Genomic DNA, 20,722 nt, shown 5'->3' on the forward strand with positions numbered 1-20,722 from the left:
GCGGGATAAAGCGCACAACGCCGCCGCATTTTTGGCTTTCGCGACATTTTTCCGAAAGCTGTCCCCGAATGTGGGAACTCTGTCGATTATGATGATACCCGCAGCCGTCGCACCGCAAGGGGCATTTGGCAGCAGGTTAGAGCTTTTCCCCGGCAAGGGCCGCCACGACTTCATGCAACGCGCGCCGCGTTTCGCTAAGTTCGCCCCCGGTGTCGATGACGAAATCGGCGCGGCTGCGCTTTTCGGCATCCGGGACCTGGCGAGACAGGATGCTGGCGAATTTCTCCTCGGTCATGCCGGGCCGGGACAGCACGCGCTCGCGCTGAATGTCGGCCGGGGCGCTCACCACCACCACCTTGTCGACGCGGTCGCGCCCGCCGGTTTCAAACAGGAGCGGTATGTCCAGCACGGCCAATGGCGCGCCGGCGGCGCGATGGCGCGCCAGGAAGGCATCGGCATCCGCCCGCACCAGCGGATGGATGATCCCTTCGAGCTTCTTCAGCGCCTCGGGCTTGCCAAGCACCTGGCCGGCGAGCACCGCGCGATCGACCACCCCGTCGCGCACCGTTCCCGGAAAGGCCGCCTCCACCAGCGCCGCTGCTTCGCCCGCATAGAGCCGGTGAACCGCCTCGTCGGAATCGTGCACGGGAACGCCTGCCTCGGCGAACATCTTCGCCGCGGTCGACTTGCCCATGCCGATCGAGCCGGTAAGCCCCAGGACGATCATGCAGAGGGCCCCAGATCGGCAACGATCATGTCGCGAAGTTCGCGCGTTACCGTCGGCTTGACGCCGAACCAGCGCTCGAAGCCAGGCACCGCCTGGTGCAGCAGCATGCCGAGCCCGTCGACGGTCTTCAGCCCGCGCGCCCGGGCTGCGGCAAGCAGCGGCGTTTCGAGCGGCACATAGACGATGTCAGTGACGGTGGCGTCGTCCGGCAGGGCCGAGGGGTCCACCGGAATCTCCATATTGCCGTGCATCCCGAGCGAGGTGGTGTTGATGAGCAGACCCGTTTCGGGCAGGAACTCGCCGCTTGCTGCCAGCGGATGGGCCGAAACACCCTTGCCGAACTGGTCAGCGAGCGCTTCGGCTCGCTCCACCGTGCGGTTGACGATGCGGATCTGCTTGAAACCGCGCTCCTTCAGCGCATGGATGATGGCGCGGGCAGCACCCCCTGCGCCCAGCACCAGCGCGGTATCGGCCTTGTCCCAGTCGGGTGCTTGCTCATCCAGATTGGCTGCAAAGCCATAGGCGTCGGTGTTGCCGCCGCACAGCGTTCCGTTCTCGAACCACAGCGTGTTCACGGCACCGATGGCCTCGGCTGCCGCATCGCGCTTTTCGACCAGGCGGAAAGCCGACTCCTTATGGGGAATGGTGACATTGCCGCCGGCAAAACCATCGACGGCGATGTCTTTTAGGAACCCGCTAAAGGCATCGGGCGCCACGTCGATGGCGGTGTAGCTGCCTTCGACGCCGTACTGCTTCAGCCAGAAGCCATGAATCTTTGGCGACCGCGAATGAGCGATCGGATGACCGCAGACGAATGCCTTCTTACCTGTTTCAGCCATCTATGGCCCCGAGTTTGCGCAATTCCTTGAGCAGCGGCAGAAGCGGCAGCCCGACAATGGTAAAGTAATCGCCGTCGATCTTCTCGAACAGCTGGATGCCCTGCCCTTCGATCTGATAGGCGCCGACGCTATCGAGCGCCTTGTCGCCGACGGCGGCCAGATGACGGCCAACAAAACCCGGATCGAGCTTGCGCATGGTCAGCCGGGCAATCGGCACGTCGCTCCAAAGCACCTCCCCGTCGCGCACCAGCACGACTGCGCTGTTGAGCTGATGGGTCTTGCCCGACAGGTCGAGCAGATGGCGGCGCGCATCTTCCTTGTCGCGCGGCTTGTGAAAAATCCTGTCATCAAGCGACAGCGTCTGGTCGCAGCCGATGACCAGCGCGCCGGGGTATCTTTCGCTGACATTCAGCGCTTTGGCTTCGGCGAGGATCAGCGCCACCTCTTCCGGCGTCGTGCCCGTGCCCTCCAGCGGCGCCTCGACCGCGCGCTCGTCCACATCTGCCGGCACGGCTGTGAACGGCACCCCTGCATTGGCCAGCAACGCTTTGCGAAACGGGCTTCCCGACGCCAGTATGATCTTTTCCATCGCGCGACCCTCGGCTGCTTTTCCGAAACCCGCGCCTGTCCCGCGACAACACGCAAGCCCGGCCTATCCGGAACGCTCTGCCCGCGCGTTATCCGCGCAAGCCGGTTCCCGGATATCCAAACGATGCGTTATCGCGTCTTGTTCCGCAGGGCAACGATGGCCGCCGCGGTTTCCTCAATGGAGCGGCGGCTGACGTCGATCATCGGCCAGCTGTGGCGCGTGCAGATCTGCCGAGCATAGGCGAGTTCCTCGGTGATCGTCGCGCGGTCGATGTAATTCTGCGCGTCAAAACCCACGGTAGTGCCCAAAAGCCTGTTCTGGCGCACCTGCGAGATACGCTCGGCCGTGGCGATCAGGCCGACGATCAGCGGCTTTTTCGCATAGCTAAGGCTTTCCGGCAGCGGCACGCCGAGCACGATGGGGATGTTGGCGGTTTTGATGCCACGATTGGCGAGATAGATGCTCGTCGGCGTCTTTGACGTGCGCGAAATACCGATCAGCACGATGTCGGCATCTTCGATGTCGTGCGGCAGCTGGCCGTCGTCGTGCTCCATGGTGAAGTTCAGCGCGTCGATGCGCCGGAAATATTCGGCGTCGAGCACGTGCTGGGCGCCGACGCGGCGACCGGCCGGCGTGCCGAGATAGGACTGGAACACCGAAAGCACCGGCTCCAGCACCGAAACATATGGCAGGCCCAGCATGGCGCAGCGGCTGTCGATCATGCGCGCAAGGTTCTGGTCCACCACCGTGTAGAGCACGATGCCGGGCTCCTCTTCGATGTCCTCGAACACCTTCATCAGCTGCTTTTCGGTGCGGATCAGCGGGTAGATGTGCTCGATGGCGCGCGCATCCTTGTATTGCGCGGATGCCGCCCGTCCCGCCGCAAGCAGCGTTTCGCCCGTGGCGTCCGAAATCAGGTGAAGGTGGAAGAAGCTCTGGGGTTTGTTCACAAGCTGGCCCGGGGTCTGTGGTCAAATGTGGATAAGGGCGGCTTTTCCACCCGACGGATGTCCACGACTGTATCAGATGGCGACTTGTCCACAATTCGCCTCGCTGTCAGTTCCGGAATCCGACCGGGGATGAAAGTGGGGATAAGGCGGACTGCCTTTCCACGGTCATCTTCCAGTCTCAAATCGGGGGCTTTCGCAAGCCCTTGTAATTGCACGGCCAATTCGGATAATCCCCAGACTTCTCCAATTCACACAGGAAGAAGCGCGACAATATGCTTTCTGGCGAGCAGTGGGCCTGCGTGGATAAGTGAGAATTCTCGATTCCAACAGAGTCTAAGAATCAGAAGACTCTTCTCTAAGAAATTATATTTTCAGGACGAACTGGGGAGGACGACGCTCCATGACCGCAAGACGCGCCATGCTGGATGTCCTGAAGGGCGAAACCATCTCCCCTCCCCCGCTCTGGATGATGCGCCAGGCAGGCCGCTATCTTCCCGAGTACAGGGAAACGCGGAAGACGGCCGGAAGTTTCCTCGACCTTTGCTACAATCCCGATTTTGCCGTCGAAGTGACGCTGCAGCCGATCCGGCGCTTCGGCTTTGACGCCTCGATCCTCTTCTCCGACATTCTGGTTGTGCCGCATGCGCTCGGCCGCGACCTTCGCTTCGAGGAGGGCCGTGGTCCGCTGATGACGCCAATGAGCGCCGGCGACATCGCCAGGCTCGACGGTTCGAATTTCCACCAGCACCTTGCGCCGGTCTACGAGACGGTAAAACGACTGCGCGCCGAGCTGCCGGCCGAGACGACGCTGATCGGCTTCTGCGGCGCGCCCTGGACGCTGGCGACCTATATGATTGCCGGCCACGGCACGCCCGACCAGGCGCCGGCCCGGCTGTTCACCTATCGCGACCCACAGGCCATGGAGCGCCTGCTCTCGGTGCTCGCCGACTATTCGGCGCAATATCTCATCCGCCAGGTCGAAGCCGGTGCGGATGTGCTGCAGATCTTCGACTCCTGGGCCGGCGTGCTCGACGAAACCACTTTCCAGGCTTGCTGCGTGAAGCCGGTGGCCGAGATCGTGCGCAAGGTTCGTGCGGTTTATCCCGACGTGCCGATCATCGGCTTTCCGAAGGGTGCTGGCAGCCGCTACCAACACTATCGGGCTGCAACTGGCGTAAACGGGCTTGGCCTCGACTGGACCGTGCCGCTCGCCCAGGCGCGCGAGTTGCAGGCCGGCGGTGCCGTTCAGGGCAATCTCGATCCGCTGCGGCTCGTGGCTGGCGGGCGGGCACTGAGCGAAGGCGTTGCCGCCATTCTGGACGCGCTCGGCCACGGGCCGCTGATCTTCAATCTCGGCCACGGCATCACGCCGGAGGCTCCGATCGAGCATGTCGAGGCGATGATCCGCCAGGTCAGGAGCTATTCGGGCAAATGAGCGCGATTAACAAAACGCCACAGGCGAGCGGCGCCAAGGCCATGCAGCGCGCTGCGATCGCCATCGTCATCCTCATTGTACTGGCGGCGCTTCTGTTCTGGTTCGCGCCCGACAATCTCTATCTCTGGGTCAAGGCGATCCATGTGATCGCGGTGATCTCCTGGATGGCCGGCATGCTCTATCTGCCGCGGCTGTTCGTCTATCATTGCGATGCCGAGAAGGGCTCGGTGCAGTCGGAAACCTTCAAGGTGATGGAGCGCCGTCTTCTGCGCGCCATCATCAATCCGGCAATGATGCTCACCTGGGTTTTCGGCCTGTGGCTGGCCTGGAAGGGATTTGCTTTCCAGGGCGGCTGGCTTCACGCCAAGATCGGGCTGGTGGTGCTGATGTCAGGCGTGCACGGCTATCTTTCCGCCTCGGTCCGCCGGTTTGCGGAAGACCGCAACACCAAGCCGGCCCGTCACTGGCGGATGGTAAACGAGATCCCCACCGTTCTTATGATCCTCATCGTCATTCTGGTGGTTGTAAAACCGTTCTGACGCCTTAAATCGCTTCCATCTGGCAATGAACCGATCTGAATCGGCAAGGCAAAAAAGGCACCTTGCCCTTTGCCGCCGGGGCGGATAAAAGACAGTTCTTCCTTCACGCCCGCGCCGCCTTCTTCAGACGTACCGGCCGCGCACGGCGATCCCATCGCATTCGTCGATTTTTTTCCAAATCCCCATTCAGAGTCCGTCCATGCAGGAAATGAAGCTCCAGGAGTTCAAGAACAAGAAGCCGACCGATCTCGTAGCGTTCGCCGAATCGCTGGAGGTCGAGAATGCAAGCGTCATGCGCAAGCAGGAGCTGATGTTTGCGATCCTGAAGAAGCTGGCGGCGCAAGACGTCGAGATCATCGGCGACGGCGTCGTCGAAGTGTTGCAGGACGGCTTCGGCTTCCTCCGCTCGGCCAACGCCAACTACCTGCCGGGTCCGGACGACATCTACATCTCGCCCTCGCAGATCCGCCGTTTCTCGCTGAAAACCGGTGACACGGTGGAAGGCCCGATCCGCAGCCCGAAGGAAGGCGAGCGCTATTTCGCGCTTCTGAAGGTCAACAGCATCAATTTCGATGATCCGGAAAAAATCCGGCACAAGATCCATTTCGACAATCTGACGCCGCTCTATCCGAATGAGCGGCTGAAGATGGAAGTCGACAATCCGACAACCAAGGATATATCGCCGCGCGTGATCGATTTGGTGGCGCCGCTCGGCAAGGGCCAGCGCGGTCTGATCGTGGCGCCGCCACGCACCGGCAAGACGGTGCTCTTGCAGAACATCGCTCATTCGATCACCACCAACCATCCCGAATGCTATCTGATCGTCCTTCTGATTGACGAGCGTCCGGAAGAAGTGACCGACATGCAGCGTTCGGTGAAGGGCGAGGTCGTGTCCTCTACTTTCGACGAGCCCGCGACTCGCCACGTGCAGGTTGCTGAAATGGTCATCGAGAAAGCAAAACGCCTGGTCGAACATGGCCGCGACGTGGTCATCCTGCTCGACTCGATCACCCGCCTCGGCCGTGCCTACAACACCGTTGTGCCGTCATCCGGCAAGGTGCTGACCGGCGGTGTCGACGCCAACGCCCTGCAGCGCCCGAAGCGCTTCTTCGGCGCGGCGCGCAACATCGAGGAAGGCGGCTCACTCACCATCATCGCCACTGCGCTGATCGACACCGGCAGCCGCATGGACGAAGTGATCTTCGAAGAGTTCAAGGGCACCGGCAACTCGGAAATCGTGCTTGACCGCAAGGTGGCCGACAAGCGCATCTTCCCGGCCATGGACATCCTCAAATCCGGCACGCGTAAGGAAGACCTGCTGGTGCAGCGCCAGGATCTGCAGAAGATCTTCGTCCTGCGCCGCATCCTTGCCCCGATGGGAACGACCGACGCGATTGAGTTCCTTATCGACAAGCTCAAGCAGACCAAGACCAATTCGGATTTCTTCGATTCGATGAACACCTGACCGGTGCCACGGCTGGGTTGGCGGCAGGCCGCGACTGCCGCCTGCATCTCAGCGGCGCAGTGCGCGCTCCAACTCGGCGGGATCGGTTATCGTCGGCAGACAACTCAGGCCGGTGCAGAGATATGCACCGGCCTTTGTCGTTGATGGCAGGACGTCGCCGGGCAGGCTTGGCAGCTCACCATCGGCGCCAAGCGGAACGAAAATGTCGACTCGCCTTGGATCCGGGCATCGATTCGCCACCGGAATGAATTGCGGAGCGCTCTTGTCGTCCACCATGACGAGCTTCATGGGCTCCAGCACAAGCGCGCAGGCGTTGACGATGCCGGCCTGGCCGTATTGTTGCCGGGTGGCGCGGCCAGCCGCATGCTCGGCCACCTTCCAGGCTTTCTCCTGAAGCTCGATAGATCCGGTGACGCTGGCCAACCGTACCATCGCTTCGATGATCTGGCTGGTCGCCGATGGAATGGCCTCGTCGACATCGCCGCGGATGCGGATCGGGACATCGGCACTGTCCGATGCCGTCAGGAAGTAGCCGGTACCATCTGCATCGGAATACCAGCGATCCAGTGCTGCAAGGAATTTTTGTCCCTGCTCCAGATAGGCAGCATTTCCGGTAGCCTCGAACAGTGCGACCGCGGCATTGGTCATGGCCGCATAGTCGCTGGAAAGTGCAGGAAAGAGCGCGCGGTTGCCGAGAATGGAATGCGGCAGGCGAGCGGACCCATCCGCATGGGCGACAACGAAATTGAATGCCTGTTCGGCCGCTGCAAGCCACTCAGAGCGGCCAAAGGTGCGGCCGCATTCAGCCAGCGCCGTAATCAGCAAACCATTCCAGTCGGCCAAAACCTTGTCATCTCGGCCGGGACGAACACGCTGCTCACGAACGTCAAGCAGGCGCTGTTTCAGGCGCGCCGTCTCGCCCACATGTGCCAACTCGTAGCGACCTTGAGTGGGTGTCTGGCGGATGATCGGCTTGCCTTCCCAATTGTCCGGCGCCGCCAGCTCGAAGGCTTCAAAGAAAGCCGGGGCGTCGCCCCTCAGCGCAGCCTCGATCTCATCCTTGTCCCAGATGTAAAAAAGCCCCTCCTCGCCTTCGCTGTCGGCGTCGAGGCTCGAGGCAAAACCGCCGCCTTCGACGCGCATTTCGCGCAGCAACCAGGCGATAGTCTCTTCGATTCGTATCCGGAACAATTCATTTCCGGTTGCCGCATAGGCCCAATTGGCTAGCCGGAGCAGCTGGGCGTTGTCGTAAAGCATTTTTTCGAAATGCGGCACCAGCCACTCCGCATCCGTCGAATAGCGGGCAAGGCCGCCGCCGACATGGTCGTAGATGCCGCCGCGCAGCATATGCTGGAGGCTGTTGATGACCGCGTCGCGATGCGGTTCAACTCCGTTGGCGAGCCAGTTGAGCCAAAGCGTTTGCATGAAAGGCGCATTGGGAAATTTGGGTGCTCCGCGCAAACCCCCGGCTTCTTGATCGATCATGCCGTAGACGCCCTCGGCAAGGCTCTTCAGCTGAGTTCCGCTGAGCTGTGCGGGTGGCTGGGTTGTTGCCAGGCGTGCCGAGACGTGCGCCTGAAGCTGGTTGGCACTGTTGGCCAGGCTTTCGCGCTTCTCCTGCCAGGCCTTGTTGACCGCTTCCAGCACCTGCACGAAGCCAGGGCGCCCATAGCGCGGCTCCTTCGGAAAATAGGTTCCGCCCCAGAACGGCTTCGCGTCGGGCGTGAGGAACATGGTAAGCGGCCAACCGCCCTGCTCTCCCATAGCCGTCAGCGCCGCCATATAGATCTGGTCGATGTCCGGCCGTTCTTCCCGATCGACCTTGATATTCACGAACAGACGGTTCATGACGGCGGCAATGTCTTCGCTTTCGAAGCTTTCATGGGCCATGACATGGCACCAGTGGCAGGCGGCATAGCCGACCGAAAGCAGGATCGGCTTCTGGGTCTTTTCGGCTTCGGCCAGGGATTCCGGCGACCAGGCGCGCCAGTGCACGGGATTGTGGCTGTGCTGCCGCAGATAGGGACTGGTCTCGTCGGAAAGCAGGTTTGCAGCTGGCAGCGTCACGATCTCACAACCCATGAACATAGAGACAAGAAAGCTTAGAGCGCATGAGGATGGCGGGCAAATGATATTCCAGGATTCGATCATTGCGCTGTCCAGCGGCCGCCTGCCATCGGGCATCGCCATCATTCGCATTTCAGGCCCGCAAACACGATTCGTACTCGAAACGATCGCGAGCAAGGTTCCGGCTCCTCGTCACGCAAGTTACAGCCAGTTCCATTCACGCGACGGCGCCCTGCTCGACACTGGCATTGCCTTGTTCTTCCCAGGCCCTGCCAGCTTCACCGGCGAGGACTCGGCGGAACTGCATGTGCATGGCGGCCGCGCGGTCGTGCAGGCTGTTACTGAAGCAATCATCTCTTTGGATGGTCTGCGCTTGGCGGAGCCCGGGGAGTTTACGCGGCGCGCCTTTCTCAATGGCAAGGTCGATCTTCTGGAAGCGGAATCGCTTGCCGATCTCGTCACCGCTGAGACCGAAGCGCAGCGCCGCTTTGCGGTGTTAAATGGCGAAGGCCGGCAAAGCGAGCTCTATCTGGACTGGCGCCGTCGCCTGATACATGCCCGGGCAATGATCGAGGCCGAAATGGATTTCGCCGACGAGGCCGACATACCGGGCTCGGTTTCGGCAACGGTCTGGACGGATGTCCGCAAGATGATAGACGAAATCCGCACTCACGTGCGCGGCTTCCATCGCGCCGAAATTATCCGCGATGGTTTTGACGTCGTGATCCTCGGCGCGCCCAATGCCGGCAAGTCGAGCCTGTTGAACGCGCTCGCGCGGCGCGAAGTGGCGATCGTCACCGACGAGCCGGGCACCACCCGCGATCTGGTTGAAGTCGTTCTGGATCTCGATGGCGTCAAAGTTCGCCTGACAGACACCGCCGGCATTCGCGAAGCGCCGGGCAAAGTGGAAGCGATCGGCATTGGACGGGCGCTCGATCGGGCACGCGAGGCGGACCTCGTCCTATACTTGAAAGATACCTCCTCCCCTCAGTCGATCTCGGACGATGTGAAAGCAGATACGCTTCGTATCGGAACAAAGATTGACCTGCTCGATGAGGGGCCGCAGCGGCAGACCAGCTCCTACGACGCCCTGATATCCACGGCGACCGGCGAAGGCATTGATGCCTTGCTCGAGCTTGTCACCGGTCGGGCTGCTGCTGCAGTCGGAGACATCGGCGATATATTGCCGTCGCGACAAAGGCATATCAGCCTGCTGAGCAAGACCACGGAGTTTCTGGAGAGCAGCCTTAGCCTCCCCGACGATCAGCTCGAACTTCGTTCCGAGAACCTGAGGCTTGCCTCGGATCGCCTCGGCCGCATCTCCGGTGCCGTCGATCCGGAGGATCTTCTGGACGTCATTTTCTCGCAGTTCTGTATAGGAAAATGACTCACGTGAAACATTCGCCCGTATGGCGATTCACGTGAAACACACTCTCCACATGAAATGACTCACGTGAAACACAGGCACATCCGCCTCCCCTGTTTCACGTGAAACAATATTGCGCATTGTCGGCTTGACTTCGAAGGCGAACGGCAACATGGAATGGCCGAACTCCGGAGCAAGTCTATGAACGGCAACTACGATGTCATCGTTGTCGGTGGCGGGCACGCTGGCTGTGAAGCCGCCAGTGCGGCGGCGCGTGCGGGTGCACGTACGGCCCTTGTGACGCTACGAGCCGACACCATCGGCGTGATGTCCTGCAACCCCGCGATCGGCGGCTTGGGCAAGGGCCATCTGGTGCGCGAGATCGACGCGCTTGACGGCCTCATGGGGCGTATCGCCGATGCCGGTGGCATCCAGTTCCGATTGCTCAATCGCAAGAAGGGCCCGGCCGTGCGTGGCCCGCGTACCCAGGCCGACCGCAAGCTCTACCGCCTCGCCATGCAGGAAGCGATTGCCGCGCAAGCTGGCCTCGACGTGATTGAGGGCGAGGTCTTTGACCTTGAGGTCGAGGACGGCCGTGTCGCCGCCGTTGTTCTGGCCGACGGCCGCCGCCTCCGCTGCGGAGCTGTGGTGCTGACCACCGGCACCTTCCTGCGCGGTCTTATCCATATCGGCGAGCGCAAATTCCCGGCGGGTCGAATGAACGAGCAGGCGTCCGTCGCCCTGTCGGCCTCGATGGCGCGTGCCGGCTTTAAGCTTGGCCGCCTCAAGACTGGCACGCCGCCACGGCTCGATGGCCGCACCATCGATTGGGCCAGCCTCGAAAGCCAAGCAGCCGACGAGCAACCCGCCCCCTTCTCTTTGATGACGGACAGGATCGCCAATCCGCAGATCGATTGCGGCATTACCCGGACGACGCCGGCCAGCCATGAGGTGATCCGGCTGAATCTCGGACGCTCGGCAATGTATTCCGGCTCGATCGAAGGCATCGGGCCGCGCTATTGCCCTTCGATCGAGGACAAGATCGTCAAGTTCGGCGATCGCGAAGGCCACCAGATATTTCTGGAGCCCGAGGGACTCGACGACCATACGGTCTATCCCAACGGCATTTCGACCTCCTTGCCCGAGGATGTACAGCTTGAATTGCTGAAGACCATACCCGGGCTGGAGCGCGCGACGATGCAGCAGCCAGGCTATGCCATTGAATATGACCATGTCGATCCACGCGAACTCGACCAGACGCTTGAAACTCGTCGGGTCAGAGGCCTGTTCCTCGCCGGCCAAATCAACGGCACGACGGGCTACGAGGAAGCCGCCGCGCAGGGTCTGCTCGCTGGATTGAATGCCGCGAGAAAAGCCAGCGGTGGGGACGGCGTCGTGTTCTCTCGAACCGATGCCTATATCGGCGTGATGGTGGACGATCTCACCAGCCGGGGGATCACCGAGCCGTACCGCATGTTCACCTCTCGCGCCGAATTCCGCCTGTCGCTACGTGCGGACAACGCTGACGAACGCCTGACGCCGAAGGCAATTGAACTCGGCATTGCCGGCGTTGAGCGTGTGGCGCGCTACCGCGCCATCTCCGACCGTCTTGACCAGGCCCGCCAGATGGCAAAGTCGATCGGCGTGACGCCGACCGAAGCGCGCAAGCATGGCCTCAACGTGAACATGGATGGCGTGCGCCGCTCGGCCTACGACCTCCTCTCCTACCCGGATGTCAGCCTCGACCAACTGGCTACCATCTGGCCGCAGTTCAACGAGTTGGATGAACGGACAGCCGAGGCGCTCGAAATCGAGGCCAGCTACGCGGTCTATCTCGATCGTCAGAAGGCAGACGCCGTGCAGATCAGGCGTGAGGAAGAGCGGCTGATACCACAGGATCTAAGCTTCGATTCGGTTCCGGGTCTTTCCAACGAGCTGAAGCAGAAGCTGCGTGACAGGCGGCCGCGCTCCGTGGCAGACGCCCAGCGCATTGACGGCATGACGCCGGCGGCTCTGGCCATCATCGTTGCGCATGTTCGCCATGCGGAATCCGCACTGCAGCGCATGGGTGCCGCGTGACCACAGACGCATTTGAAGAACTTTGCGCGCTGGCCGGCCCTGTTTCACGTGAAACCTTTGAGCGGCTCCAAGCCTTTGAAAGCCTGTTCGCCAAGTGGGCCGCGCGCATCAATCTGTCAGCGCCCTCGACCCTGAACGATATCTGGCGCCGGCATATTCTTGACAGCGCGCAGCTGGCGCGCCTCGAACCCGGGGCCAAGCGCTGGGTCGATCTCGGTTCAGGCGGCGGTTTCCCGGGGCTCATTCTCGGCTTTCTGCTCATGGAGCGCGACGGCGCGAGCATCGATCTGGTCGAAAGCAATCGGAAAAAAACGTCGTTCCTGCAGATGGTTTGCGGCGAATTCCGGCTTCCCGCCCATATTCATGCCAAGCGAATCGAGGACACTTACCAAGTGATTCGCGATGTCGACGTGGTCACGGCGCGTGCTCTGGCGCCCCTGCCCCTGCTTTTGCAGCTCTCGGCACCGTGGCTGACCTCTGGCGCGAAGGCCCTGTTCCACAAAGGACGGGATTACCGGACCGAGGTCGAAGAAAGCTCTAAACTGTGGTCGTTCGAACTGGTAGAACATAAGAGCTTGATCGATCCGCAGAGCATAGTTCTGGAATTTTCCAATCTGCGTCGAGTGTAAATTGCGTTCCGTTGAACAGGATAACAACAGAAGCATGATCATGATGACCAGGCCTCGTATCATCACCGTGGCTAATCAGAAGGGTGGTGTCGGCAAGACCACCACCGCAATCAACCTGGCTACCGCGCTCGCCGCGATTGGCGAGCAGGTCCTCATCGTGGACCTCGATCCGCAGGGCAACGCCAGCACCGGGCTCGGCATAGACCGGCGCGATCGCGCGGTTTCGTCCTACGACGTGCTGACCGGCGACATGACGCTCGAAGACGCGGCCGTGGCCACCTCAGTGCCCGGCCTGTCGATCGTTCCGTCGACGCTGGATCTTCTCGGCGTCGAAATGGAGATCGCCGGCGCGCCCGATCGTGTGCTGCGCCTGCGCAATGCCGTGCGTGCTTCTTCCGAGCGCGTCGGTAAATACTCCTATGTGCTGATCGACTGCCCCCCTTCCCTCAATCTGCTGACGCTGAATTCGATGGCAGCCGCAGATTCGGTTCTGGTGCCGCTGCAGTGCGAATTCTTCGCGCTGGAAGGTCTCAGCCAGCTGCTGGAGACGGTCGAGCAGGTGCGTGGCTCGATCAATCCGGACCTGGTCATCCAGGGCATCGTCATGACCATGTATGATGGCCGCAACAATCTCGCCAACCAGGTGGTCGAGGACGTGCGGGCCCATATGGGCGAAAAGGTCTACGACACCATCATTCCGCGCAATGTGCGCGTCTCGGAGGCGCCGTCGCACGGCAAGCCGGCCATCCTCTACGATCTCAAATGCTCTGGCAGCCAGGCCTATCTGCAGCTTGCCTCCGAAGTCATTCGGCAGGAACGCAAGCTCAAGGCGGCATAGATTCGGTTGCGAAACAGTCTGGACGGGATATGAACGAAGATATTTCCAAGAAGCGGCTCGGACGCGGCCTGGCCGCGCTGATCGGCGAAATCGACAAGCCAGCGGCTGCGGCTCAGCCGGTCGTTTCCTCGGACGGGCATGTGCCGATCGAGTTCGTTGCGCCCAATCCGAAGAACCCGCGTCGGCACTTCGGCGACGCGGAACTGACGGATCTGGCGCAGTCCATTCGCGAGCACGGCGTCGTTCAGCCGGTCGTGGTTCGCCCTACCCCAGGACAGACCGGCCGCTACGAGATCATCGCCGGTGAACGTCGCTGGCGGGCGGCTCAACGGGCGGGACTTGCCGAGATTCCGGTCATCGTCCGCGACGTCAACGACCGCACGGCGCTCGAACTGGCGATCATCGAAAACGTCCAGCGCACCGACCTCAACCCGGTCGAAGAAGCGCTGGGCTACCAGCAGCTGATCGACGACCACAACTATACGCAGGCGGATCTCGGCCAGGTGATCGGCAAGAGCCGCAGTCACGTCGCCAACACGCTGCGGCTCTTGAAGTTGCCGGACGTGATCCGCGACATGCTGGTCGAAGGGCAGTTGTCGGCGGGCCATGCTCGCGCGCTGGTCACCGCGGCAGATCCGGTCGGGCTCGCCAAGCGCATTGTGGAAGAGGGTCTTTCCGTGCGCCAGGCCGAGATGCTGGCGCAGCTTCCGCCGGAGGTGGTGCAGGAGGCCAAGGTTTCTGCGCCCGTGGAGAAGGATGCCGACACGCTGGCGCTGGAAAAACTGCTTTCCGATGTCACCGGCATGCGGGTCGCCATTGCGCACAAGGCCAAGGGCGGTGAGCTTCGCGTCGCTTACAAGACGCTCGAGCAGCTCGACGACCTGTGCCGGCGGCTCAAAGCCTGACATTTAGGTTTTGTTATCCATCTAACTCATTGATTCATATGAATCTTGATTAGGCGGGCGAGCAATCGTCCGCCTGATTTGTTTTTGGGTAGTTGGATTGGGAGTTGGCAGGTTTACGAAGCTAAATGCCCCGGCAGAACCCGCTCCGGATTGGTCAGCGTCGCTGACGCAGCCTGGCGCTTTCCACCGCAATGCCGAGCAGTGCCTGCCGGGCGATTGCCGAGGCGAGATCGGGCCGGCGGCGCGTCTGTAACACCGCGTCTTGCAATCGCGCCAGCGCTCTGGCCAAGGCTGGGCCGGTCCAGCGCTCGACCGCACCTTCAACGATCTTGCGGCGGGAGAAAAACACGGGCGGGCGGGCGGCTGCCACGACTGACGCAGCGTTTCGGGTGCCGCCGTTTTCCATTGCCCCACGCATAAGCTGGATCGACTGGAACTGCCGCATCGCCGCTGCCAGCATCAGGAATGCCTGAGCGCCGGTCTGCGTATGGCGGGTGAAAACGGTGTCGAAGGCCTCGATCTTGCCCTCAAGCACGGCGTCGATCGCGTCGTCGAAGGAGATGCCGGACACGTCGCCGATCATCGCCTTTACGTCTTCGAGATCGATCTGGCTCTTGCCCATGGCATAGAGCGTGAGCTTCTGGATCTCGCCTCGCGAGGCGAGCCGGTCGCCGCCGAGGTTTTTTCTCAGGGCCTGCCGTGCTTCCATCGTCAGCGACACGCCCGCCTTCTGCATTTCCTCATCGATCACCTGATCGATGCTGCGTGCCTCGTCGGCATAGCAGGGCAGCGCCATGCCCCAATCGCAGCCTTCGACCACCGTGCGAAGTGCAGCGCCCTTCTTTAGGTCGCCCGCTTCGATCAGCACAATGGCGTCGCGCGGCGGCTCCTTGGAAAGCACCTTTATGTCGTCGGCCAATCCTTTCTGGCCGGCGGCGTTGCGCACCCAAAGCAGGCGGCGCGAAGAAAACATCGGCACGGTATGCGCCTCATCGAGCAGGCGGCCGCTCTCCTTCTCCACCTCCGAGCCTTCCAGGCGCACCACGGTGAAGGGATCGTCCAGCGGCAGTCCGCTCTTTTCGGCAAAAGCGCGGCCCCGCTCGGCCACAAGGCCACGGTCCGGCCCGTAGATCAGGACGATGACGGCCCTGGGATCGGGCCGCGCCAGCCAATTGTCGACTTCGTGCGCTTTCTTCTGTGCCATGGGATTCGGTTAGCACGGCCGCGCGCTGGCACAAAACGCAAAGGTTCGAGAGCCGCTTTGTCAGGCGCGGTGCCTGAGCTTTGGCGCCGCCGCCACCAGTGCCTGTCCCGTGTCGGACTGCGGGTTGGCGATCACCTCGGCCGCCCTCCCCGTTTCGACGATCCGGCCCTTGTCCATGATGGCGACGCGATGGGCGATTGCCCGCACCACGCCGAGATCATGCGAAATGAACAGATAGGGGATGTTTTCCGAACGCTGCAGGTCGAGCAGCAGTTCGAGGATTTGCCCGCGCACGGAAACGTCGAGCGCAGACACCGCCTCGTCCAGCACGATCAGGCGTGGGCGCGTGGCGATGGCGCGGGCGATCGCCACGCGCTGGCGCTGCCCGCCGGAAATCTCGTGGATCGCGCGGGAGGCAAGATCGGGCGACAGGCCGACACGCTGGAGAAGCTGCGCGATTGCTTCCGGCCGCTCTCCACGCGGCGCGATGCCGTGGATGCGCAGCGGGTCGTCCAGCACGCGCGCCACGGTCGCGCGCGGGTTGAAGGCGGCACGCGGATCCTGGAACACCATCTGCAGCCGCGCGCGCACGGCCCGCAGCCGCGCACCCTTGAGCCCCAAAAGATCCTCGCCGTCGAAGTGGATGTCGCCGCCGTCAAGTTCAGTCAGCCGCATCAGAGCGCGCGCGGCGGTGGTCTTGCCGCTGCCCGAGGGGCCGACCAGAGCCAGCGTCTCGCCAGGTGCAACCTCGAAGTTGACATCGTCCAGCGCGGCAACAGTGCGGCCACGGCTGTCGAAACGCTTTTGGAGGTTGGAAGCGACGAGAAGCGGTGCGCTCATGCAACAGCCTCCGGCGCCAGCAGCGACGGCGTGTCGAGTCCCATATGCACGGCAAGCAGGCTTTTCGTGTAGGCCTCGCGCGGTGCTTCGACGATCTGAACCACCTCCCCGATCTCGATCAGACGACCGTGCCGGAACACCGCGATGCGGTCGGCGATCTGGCTGGCCAGCGCGATGTCGTGGCTGATGAACATGAGCGACATGCCGTCCTCGGCCACCAGTTCCTCGATCAGCCGCACAATCTCGGCCTGCACGATGGTGTCGAGGGCACTGGTCGCCTCGTCGGCGATCAGCAGGCCCGGCCTTGCCGCAATCGCCTCCGCAATCGCCACGCGCTGGCGCTGTCCGCCGGAGAGCTGATGCGGAAAAGCTTTCAGCGCCGACGACGGATCGTGCAGGCGCACGCGGCCGAGCAGCATTTCGGCGTAGGCATAAGCCTCTCGCCAACTCATGCCGAGATGGGCTCGCGCCACTTCGGCTATCTGCTCACCTATCGTCAGCACCGGGTTGAGGCTGGAGGACGGGTCCTGGAAGACGAAACCGATATCGCGGCCATTGGCCGGCTGACGCCCGAGTTCGGGCCAGCGGATGTTGCCGTCGACGCGCGATCCCGCCGGCAGCAGGCCGGCAATGGCCAGCGCCAGCGTGCTCTTTCCCGAGCCGCTTTCACCGATGATGGCCAGCCGTTCGCCGGCGCGGAGATCGAAGGAGACATCCTTCAGCACCTCGGTCTCGCGACCATCGCGATAGCTGACGCCGAGCTTTTCGACCGCAAGACGAATGCTCATGCCTGGCGCTTCCTTGCGGCGGAGGCTTCGACAAACCCTTCGCCGGCGAGATAGACGCCGAGCACGGTGAGCCCCAGCGCGATGCCGGGAATGATCGACAGGAAGGGGGCGGAGCGCAGCACGGCGCGGCCTTCGGCGATCATGCCGCCCCAGGTCACGCGGTTGGGGTCGCCAAGGCCGAGGAAGGAGAGCGCGGCTTCGACGAGGATGGCGGCGGCGACGATGATGGAGGACAGCGCCAGCACCGGCGGCAGCGCGTTGGGCAGCACCTCGCGGAAGGCGATTTCAAGCGGATGCATGCCGATCACGCGGGCGCTCGCGACATAGTCGCGCTCGCGGATGGACAGCACCTCGGCGCGAGCAAGGCGCGCCGGCCCGGTCCAGGCGCTGAGCGCGATGGCGACTACCACCACGGCCAGCGAGGGCCCGACGACGCTGACGAAGGCCAGCGCCAGCAAAAAGCCCGGCACGGTCTGAAAAGCGTCGGTGATGCGCATCAGCACCTCGTCGGTCAGGCCGCCGGCAAAGCCGGCCAGAGTGCCGACGGTCGCGCCGATCGCGATGGAGGTCGCCGCCGCTGCCAGGCCCACCGCAATCGAGGTACGCGCGCCGTGAAAGAGTTCGGCCAGCACGTCACGACCGAGCCGGTCCGTGCCGAGCGGCAGCGACCAGTCCTGGAAGGGCGGCAGCAGCGCGGGGCCGGCAATCGACAATGGGTCGCGCGGGAACAGCAGCGGTGCGGCAAGCGCCATCGCCACCAGTGCCGCGAGGATCAGCGCGCCGGCCACTGCCTCGGGCGTGCGCAGGAAACGGTGTGCAAAGCTCATCCGCCCTCCTCGCTTGCGCCGACGCGCGGATCGAGCACCGCATAGAACATGTCGACCACGAGATTGATGAGGATGACCAGCACGGCGCTGACCAGGATGATGCCGAGCAGCAGCGGCGTGTCGCGCGAGCCGACCGCCTCCTGCGCCAGCCGGCCGAGACCGGGAATGGAAAACACGCTTTCGATGACCACGCTGCCGCCGAGCATAGCAGCCGACTGCAGGCCGAGCATGGTGACGAGCGGCAGCAGCGCATTGCGCGCCACATGGCGCCAGACGATGCGGCGGCGGGAAATGCCCTTGGCACGGGCGGCGAGCACAAAATCCATGCGCCAGACCTCGGCCATGCCGGCGCGCATGACGCGCAGATAGAGAGCCAGGTAGATGATGCCGAGCGCGCTAACCGGCAGCACGAGATGCTGAGCTATGTCGAGCGCGCGCGAAAGTCCGGTCTTGCCCGAGGCGATGGTCTCGATGCCGCTGGAGGGAAACCAGCGCAGCTGTACTGAGAAAAGAACCGTTAGAACCAGTCCCAGCCAGAAGCCCGGCACGGCGTAAAGCGCCAGCGAGCCGACGGACAAAAAACGGTCGCGAAAGCTGCCCGGCCGCGCGCCGGCGACGATGCCAAGCAACGAGCCGACGCCGAAGGAAAGTGCTGTGGCACTGCCCATCAGAAGCAGCGTGTTGGGCAGCCGCTCCAGGATCACGTCGCGGATCGGTCGCGAGAAGGTGACTGAGTAGCCGAGATCGAGATGCGCCAGCGACCAGAAATAGGCCACGAGCCGCGCCAGCGCCGGCTGGTCGAGCCCCCATGTCTGGCGCAGTTCAGCAATCAGGCCGGCGTCGCCGCCGGTCATGCCGACATAGGCGTCGACCGCGTCGCCGGGTGCCGCTTCAAGCAGCAGGAAGGTGCCGATGACGACGATCAGCAGCACCGGAATGGCGCCGATCAGCCGCCGGCGCAGGAGGAGCAAGGCGCGTCTCACGTCTCGTCACATATCCTCGGGAAACGAATTGCCCGATGATGTCATGTTTCGAGATAGGTGTCCGCCCAGTTCGACACCGCCCAGCGTGGATTGTTGGAGACGTTCTTCACCGTGTCGCGAGCGACCGTGATGAAGCTCCATTCGGCCACGTTGATGAGCGGCAGGTCCTCGACCACCTTCTTCTGGAATTCGTGGTAGAGCCCGGTGCGAGCCTCGGCGTCAATGGTCTCGGAGGCCTTCTCGATCAGCGCGTCGATTTCGGCGTTCTTGTAGCCGCCCTGGTTGGAGAAGGGCACGCCGTCCGGAATGCCGCTCTGCACCAGGATGGTCGTGGAGATGGCCGGGTCGCCGCGGAACACCGGCGGCGCGACCGCCAAGTCGAAGTCGTGGTCGGTGTAGACCGCCTTCTGGTGGGCCGCCGCATCGTTGTTGACGATCTGGGCGTCGATGCCGATGGCAGCGAGCGCCTGGCGCAGATAGTCGCCGAACTGTTTTGTCTCGTTGAAGTAGGGCGCGGGCAGCAGCTTCAGCTTGAAGCGGGTGCCGTCGGCGCCCCGCTTGTAGCCGGCCTCATCGAGCAGCGCATTGGCCTTGGCCGTGTCGAAGGCGTAGGCCGGCACGTCCTTGGTATAAAACTGCTTGTCGTTCTGCGGCACCGGCCCGGTCGCAGGCGCGGCATAGCCGAGGAAGACCGTCTTGACGACGAAGTCCTTGTCGATGGCATGCGCGATGGCCTGGCGCACCTTGAGATCGGCCAGCTCCTTGCGGCGGTGGTTGATCTCGACCACCAGCTGGTAGGTGAGGCCCTCATAGCCCTTGGTCACCACCTCGATGCCCGGCACCTTGGAGATGCGAGCCAAGTCGGCCAGCGGCACGGCCGAGAAGGCGGCAAGGTGGATTTCCTCCGCCTCCAGCGCGCTGGCTGCGGCCGCACGGTCGGGCAACACGCGATAGATGATCTCATCCAGATTGGGCTGGTTCTCGCCCCAGTATTTGTCATTGCGCTCCAGCCGGTAATATTCGCCGGCCTTGTGTTCGGCGAATTTGTACGGCCCGGTGCCGATGAGCGCGGTATTGGCCGGGTTTTCGGCGATGTCGCTGCCTTCATAGATGTGCTTGGCGACAACGCTGGTGAGCGCCGGCAGCGCGTTGCGAATAAGCTGGAAGGGCGTGGGTTTGGAGAAGCGGAACACGGCGGTGTGCTCGTCGGGCGTGTCGACCGCCTCAAGATCCTTGAACACGACGCGGCCGAGATTCTGCAGCGGCTTCCACACCTGCAGCGCCGAGAAGGCGACGTCGGCCGAGGTGAATGGCTTGCCGTCGTGCCAGGTCACGTTCTCGCGCAGCTTGAAGGTAACGGTCAGGCCATCGTCCGAGCCTTCCCAGCTCAAGGCAAGGCGCGGCTCGAGCCCATCCTTGCCGTCGAAAGAGGCTTCGGCCAGCGGCTCGACCACTTTGCTGGCGACGAAGAACACGCCGTTGGAGGCGACGATGGCCGGATTGAGGTTGCGCGGTTCCGAGTCCGCCGCCACGATCAGCCGTCCGCCCTTGGTCAGCGTCTGCGCCCAAAGCGTGCTCGGCAGGGCTGTTGAGGCCAGCAAAAAGGCCGAACCGGCCAGAACGCCGCGCCGGGAAATCCTGAAATCTGACAT

General features: G+C 62.8%; 19 protein-coding genes. 8 read left to right on the forward strand and 11 right to left on the reverse strand.

Going from position 1 to position 20,722, the window contains the following annotated elements; translation table 11 throughout:
- Positions 1-136 precede the first annotated feature (136 nt).
- The 4 genes from coaE to M2281_RS09630 all read right to left on the reverse strand — a co-directional run bounded on the left by coaE (position 137) and on the right by M2281_RS09630 (position 3,105).
- Positions 137-727, reverse strand: coding sequence for a dephospho-CoA kinase (gene coaE / locus M2281_RS09615; protein WP_280820833.1), 591 nt, complete (start codon positions 725-727; stop codon positions 137-139).
- The gene (locus M2281_RS09620; RefSeq protein ID WP_280820834.1) at positions 724-1,566 is read right to left on the reverse strand and encodes a shikimate dehydrogenase; all 843 of its coding nucleotides are present in this window, start codon (positions 1,564-1,566) and stop codon (positions 724-726) included. The genes coaE and M2281_RS09620 overlap by 4 nt, the downstream gene beginning before the upstream one ends.
- Positions 1,559-2,155, reverse strand: a complete 597-nt coding sequence (locus M2281_RS09625) for a Maf-like protein (protein ID WP_280820835.1) — start codon at positions 2,153-2,155, stop codon at positions 1,559-1,561. Before M2281_RS09625 ends, M2281_RS09620 begins: the two co-directional genes overlap by 8 nt.
- Before the next feature lie 128 nt (positions 2,156-2,283).
- Positions 2,284-3,105 carry a pyruvate, water dikinase regulatory protein gene (locus tag M2281_RS09630; protein WP_280820836.1) on the reverse strand — a complete coding sequence of 274 codons (822 nt, stop codon included), beginning with the start codon at positions 3,103-3,105 and terminating at the stop codon, positions 2,284-2,286.
- 400 nt (positions 3,106-3,505) lie between these two features.
- Here M2281_RS09630 and hemE point away from each other — a divergent pair, with 400 nt between their 5' ends.
- From hemE to rho, 3 genes are all read left to right on the forward strand, one after another.
- Positions 3,506-4,540 (forward strand): uroporphyrinogen decarboxylase, encoded by a 1,035-nt coding sequence (gene hemE, locus M2281_RS09635; protein WP_280820837.1) that lies wholly within the window; start codon positions 3,506-3,508, stop codon positions 4,538-4,540.
- Entirely contained in the window at positions 4,537-5,079 is a 543-nt protein-coding gene (hemJ, locus tag M2281_RS09640; RefSeq protein WP_280820838.1) for a protoporphyrinogen oxidase HemJ, read from the forward strand. Before hemE ends, hemJ begins: the two co-directional genes overlap by 4 nt.
- Positions 5,080-5,278: 199 nt before the next feature.
- A complete protein-coding gene (gene rho, locus M2281_RS09645; protein ID WP_280820839.1) occupies positions 5,279-6,544 on the forward strand; it encodes a transcription termination factor Rho in 1,266 nt (421 codons plus the stop codon).
- Positions 6,545-6,592: 48 nt separating this feature from the next.
- Here rho and M2281_RS09650 read toward each other — a convergent pair whose 3' ends face one another.
- On the reverse strand, positions 6,593-8,611 hold the full coding sequence (locus M2281_RS09650; protein WP_280820840.1) for a thioredoxin domain-containing protein: 2,019 nt from the start codon (positions 8,609-8,611) through the stop codon (positions 6,593-6,595).
- A 61-nt stretch (positions 8,612-8,672) separates the two neighbouring features.
- Here M2281_RS09650 and mnmE point away from each other — a divergent pair, with 61 nt between their 5' ends.
- From mnmE to M2281_RS09675, 5 genes are all read left to right on the forward strand, one after another.
- Complete coding sequence (mnmE, locus tag M2281_RS09655) at positions 8,673-9,998, forward strand: tRNA uridine-5-carboxymethylaminomethyl(34) synthesis GTPase MnmE (RefSeq protein WP_280820841.1); 1,326 nt, start codon at positions 8,673-8,675, stop codon at positions 9,996-9,998.
- Between the two features lie 180 nt (positions 9,999-10,178).
- A complete protein-coding gene (gene mnmG / locus M2281_RS09660; protein WP_280820842.1) occupies positions 10,179-12,056 on the forward strand; it encodes a tRNA uridine-5-carboxymethylaminomethyl(34) synthesis enzyme MnmG in 1,878 nt (625 codons plus the stop codon).
- Positions 12,053-12,685 (forward strand): 16S rRNA (guanine(527)-N(7))-methyltransferase RsmG, encoded by a 633-nt coding sequence (gene rsmG, locus M2281_RS09665; protein WP_280820843.1) that lies wholly within the window; start codon positions 12,053-12,055, stop codon positions 12,683-12,685. Before mnmG ends, rsmG begins: the two co-directional genes overlap by 4 nt.
- A 40-nt stretch (positions 12,686-12,725) precedes the next feature.
- Positions 12,726-13,523, forward strand: a complete 798-nt coding sequence (locus tag M2281_RS09670; protein ID WP_280820844.1) for a ParA family protein — start codon at positions 12,726-12,728, stop codon at positions 13,521-13,523.
- 29 nt (positions 13,524-13,552) lie between these two features.
- On the forward strand, positions 13,553-14,428 hold the full coding sequence (locus M2281_RS09675) for a ParB/RepB/Spo0J family partition protein (RefSeq protein ID WP_280820845.1): 876 nt from the start codon (positions 13,553-13,555) through the stop codon (positions 14,426-14,428).
- Between the two features lie 154 nt (positions 14,429-14,582).
- On the opposite strand, the gene holA is transcribed toward M2281_RS09675, so the two are convergent.
- Genes holA through M2281_RS09705 form a run of 6 tightly spaced genes read right to left on the reverse strand, consistent with a single transcriptional unit; the run spans position 14,583 to position 20,722 of the window.
- Positions 14,583-15,632 (reverse strand): DNA polymerase III subunit delta, encoded by a 1,050-nt coding sequence (gene holA, locus M2281_RS09680; RefSeq protein WP_280820846.1) that lies wholly within the window; start codon positions 15,630-15,632, stop codon positions 14,583-14,585.
- Positions 15,633-15,692: 60 nt separating this feature from the next.
- On the reverse strand, positions 15,693-16,472 hold the full coding sequence (locus M2281_RS09685; protein ID WP_280820847.1) for an ATP-binding cassette domain-containing protein: 780 nt from the start codon (positions 16,470-16,472) through the stop codon (positions 15,693-15,695).
- Positions 16,469-17,260 (reverse strand): ABC transporter ATP-binding protein, encoded by a 792-nt coding sequence (locus tag M2281_RS09690; protein ID WP_280820848.1) that lies wholly within the window; start codon positions 17,258-17,260, stop codon positions 16,469-16,471. The genes M2281_RS09685 and M2281_RS09690 overlap by 4 nt, the downstream gene beginning before the upstream one ends.
- The gene (locus M2281_RS09695) at positions 17,257-18,087 is read right to left on the reverse strand and encodes an ABC transporter permease (RefSeq protein WP_280820849.1); all 831 of its coding nucleotides are present in this window, start codon (positions 18,085-18,087) and stop codon (positions 17,257-17,259) included. Before M2281_RS09695 ends, M2281_RS09690 begins: the two co-directional genes overlap by 4 nt.
- Complete coding sequence (locus tag M2281_RS09700) at positions 18,084-19,070, reverse strand: ABC transporter permease (protein WP_280820850.1); 987 nt, start codon at positions 19,068-19,070, stop codon at positions 18,084-18,086. The genes M2281_RS09695 and M2281_RS09700 overlap by 4 nt, the downstream gene beginning before the upstream one ends.
- A 41-nt stretch (positions 19,071-19,111) precedes the next feature.
- Positions 19,112-20,722 (reverse strand): ABC transporter substrate-binding protein, encoded by a 1,611-nt coding sequence (locus M2281_RS09705; protein WP_280820851.1) that lies wholly within the window; start codon positions 20,720-20,722, stop codon positions 19,112-19,114.

Source organism: Pseudaminobacter soli (ex Li et al. 2025) (assembly GCF_029892515.1).
Classification (GTDB): Bacteria; Pseudomonadota; Alphaproteobacteria; order Rhizobiales; family Rhizobiaceae; genus Pseudaminobacter; species Pseudaminobacter soli_A.

Bases quoted from the DNA above. Each gene is read 5' to 3' on its own strand.
- coaE (WP_280820833.1), bottom strand. From the start codon at position 727: ATGATCGTCCTGGGGCTTACCGGCTCGATCGGCATGGGCAAGTCGACC.
- M2281_RS09620 (WP_280820834.1), bottom strand. From the start codon at position 1,566: ATGGCTGAAACAGGTAAGAAGGCATTCGTCTGCGGTCATCCGATCGCT.
- M2281_RS09625 (WP_280820835.1), bottom strand. From the start codon at position 2,155: ATGGAAAAGATCATACTGGCGTCGGGAAGCCCGTTTCGCAAAGCGTTG.
- hemE (WP_280820837.1), top strand. From the start codon at position 3,506: ATGACCGCAAGACGCGCCATGCTGGATGTCCTGAAGGGCGAAACCATC.
- hemJ (WP_280820838.1), top strand. From the start codon at position 4,537: ATGAGCGCGATTAACAAAACGCCACAGGCGAGCGGCGCCAAGGCCATG.
- rho (WP_280820839.1), top strand. From the start codon at position 5,279: ATGCAGGAAATGAAGCTCCAGGAGTTCAAGAACAAGAAGCCGACCGAT.
- mnmE (WP_280820841.1), top strand. From the start codon at position 8,673: ATGATATTCCAGGATTCGATCATTGCGCTGTCCAGCGGCCGCCTGCCA.
- mnmG (WP_280820842.1), top strand. From the start codon at position 10,179: ATGAACGGCAACTACGATGTCATCGTTGTCGGTGGCGGGCACGCTGGC.
- M2281_RS09670 (WP_280820844.1), top strand. From the start codon at position 12,726: ATGATGACCAGGCCTCGTATCATCACCGTGGCTAATCAGAAGGGTGGT.
- M2281_RS09675 (WP_280820845.1), top strand. From the start codon at position 13,553: ATGAACGAAGATATTTCCAAGAAGCGGCTCGGACGCGGCCTGGCCGCG.
- holA (WP_280820846.1), bottom strand. From the start codon at position 15,632: ATGGCACAGAAGAAAGCGCACGAAGTCGACAATTGGCTGGCGCGGCCC.
- M2281_RS09685 (WP_280820847.1), bottom strand. From the start codon at position 16,472: ATGAGCGCACCGCTTCTCGTCGCTTCCAACCTCCAAAAGCGTTTCGAC.
- M2281_RS09690 (WP_280820848.1), bottom strand. From the start codon at position 17,260: ATGAGCATTCGTCTTGCGGTCGAAAAGCTCGGCGTCAGCTATCGCGAT.
- M2281_RS09695 (WP_280820849.1), bottom strand. From the start codon at position 18,087: ATGAGCTTTGCACACCGTTTCCTGCGCACGCCCGAGGCAGTGGCCGGC.
- M2281_RS09705 (WP_280820851.1), bottom strand. From the start codon at position 20,722: ATGTCAGATTTCAGGATTTCCCGGCGCGGCGTTCTGGCCGGTTCGGCC.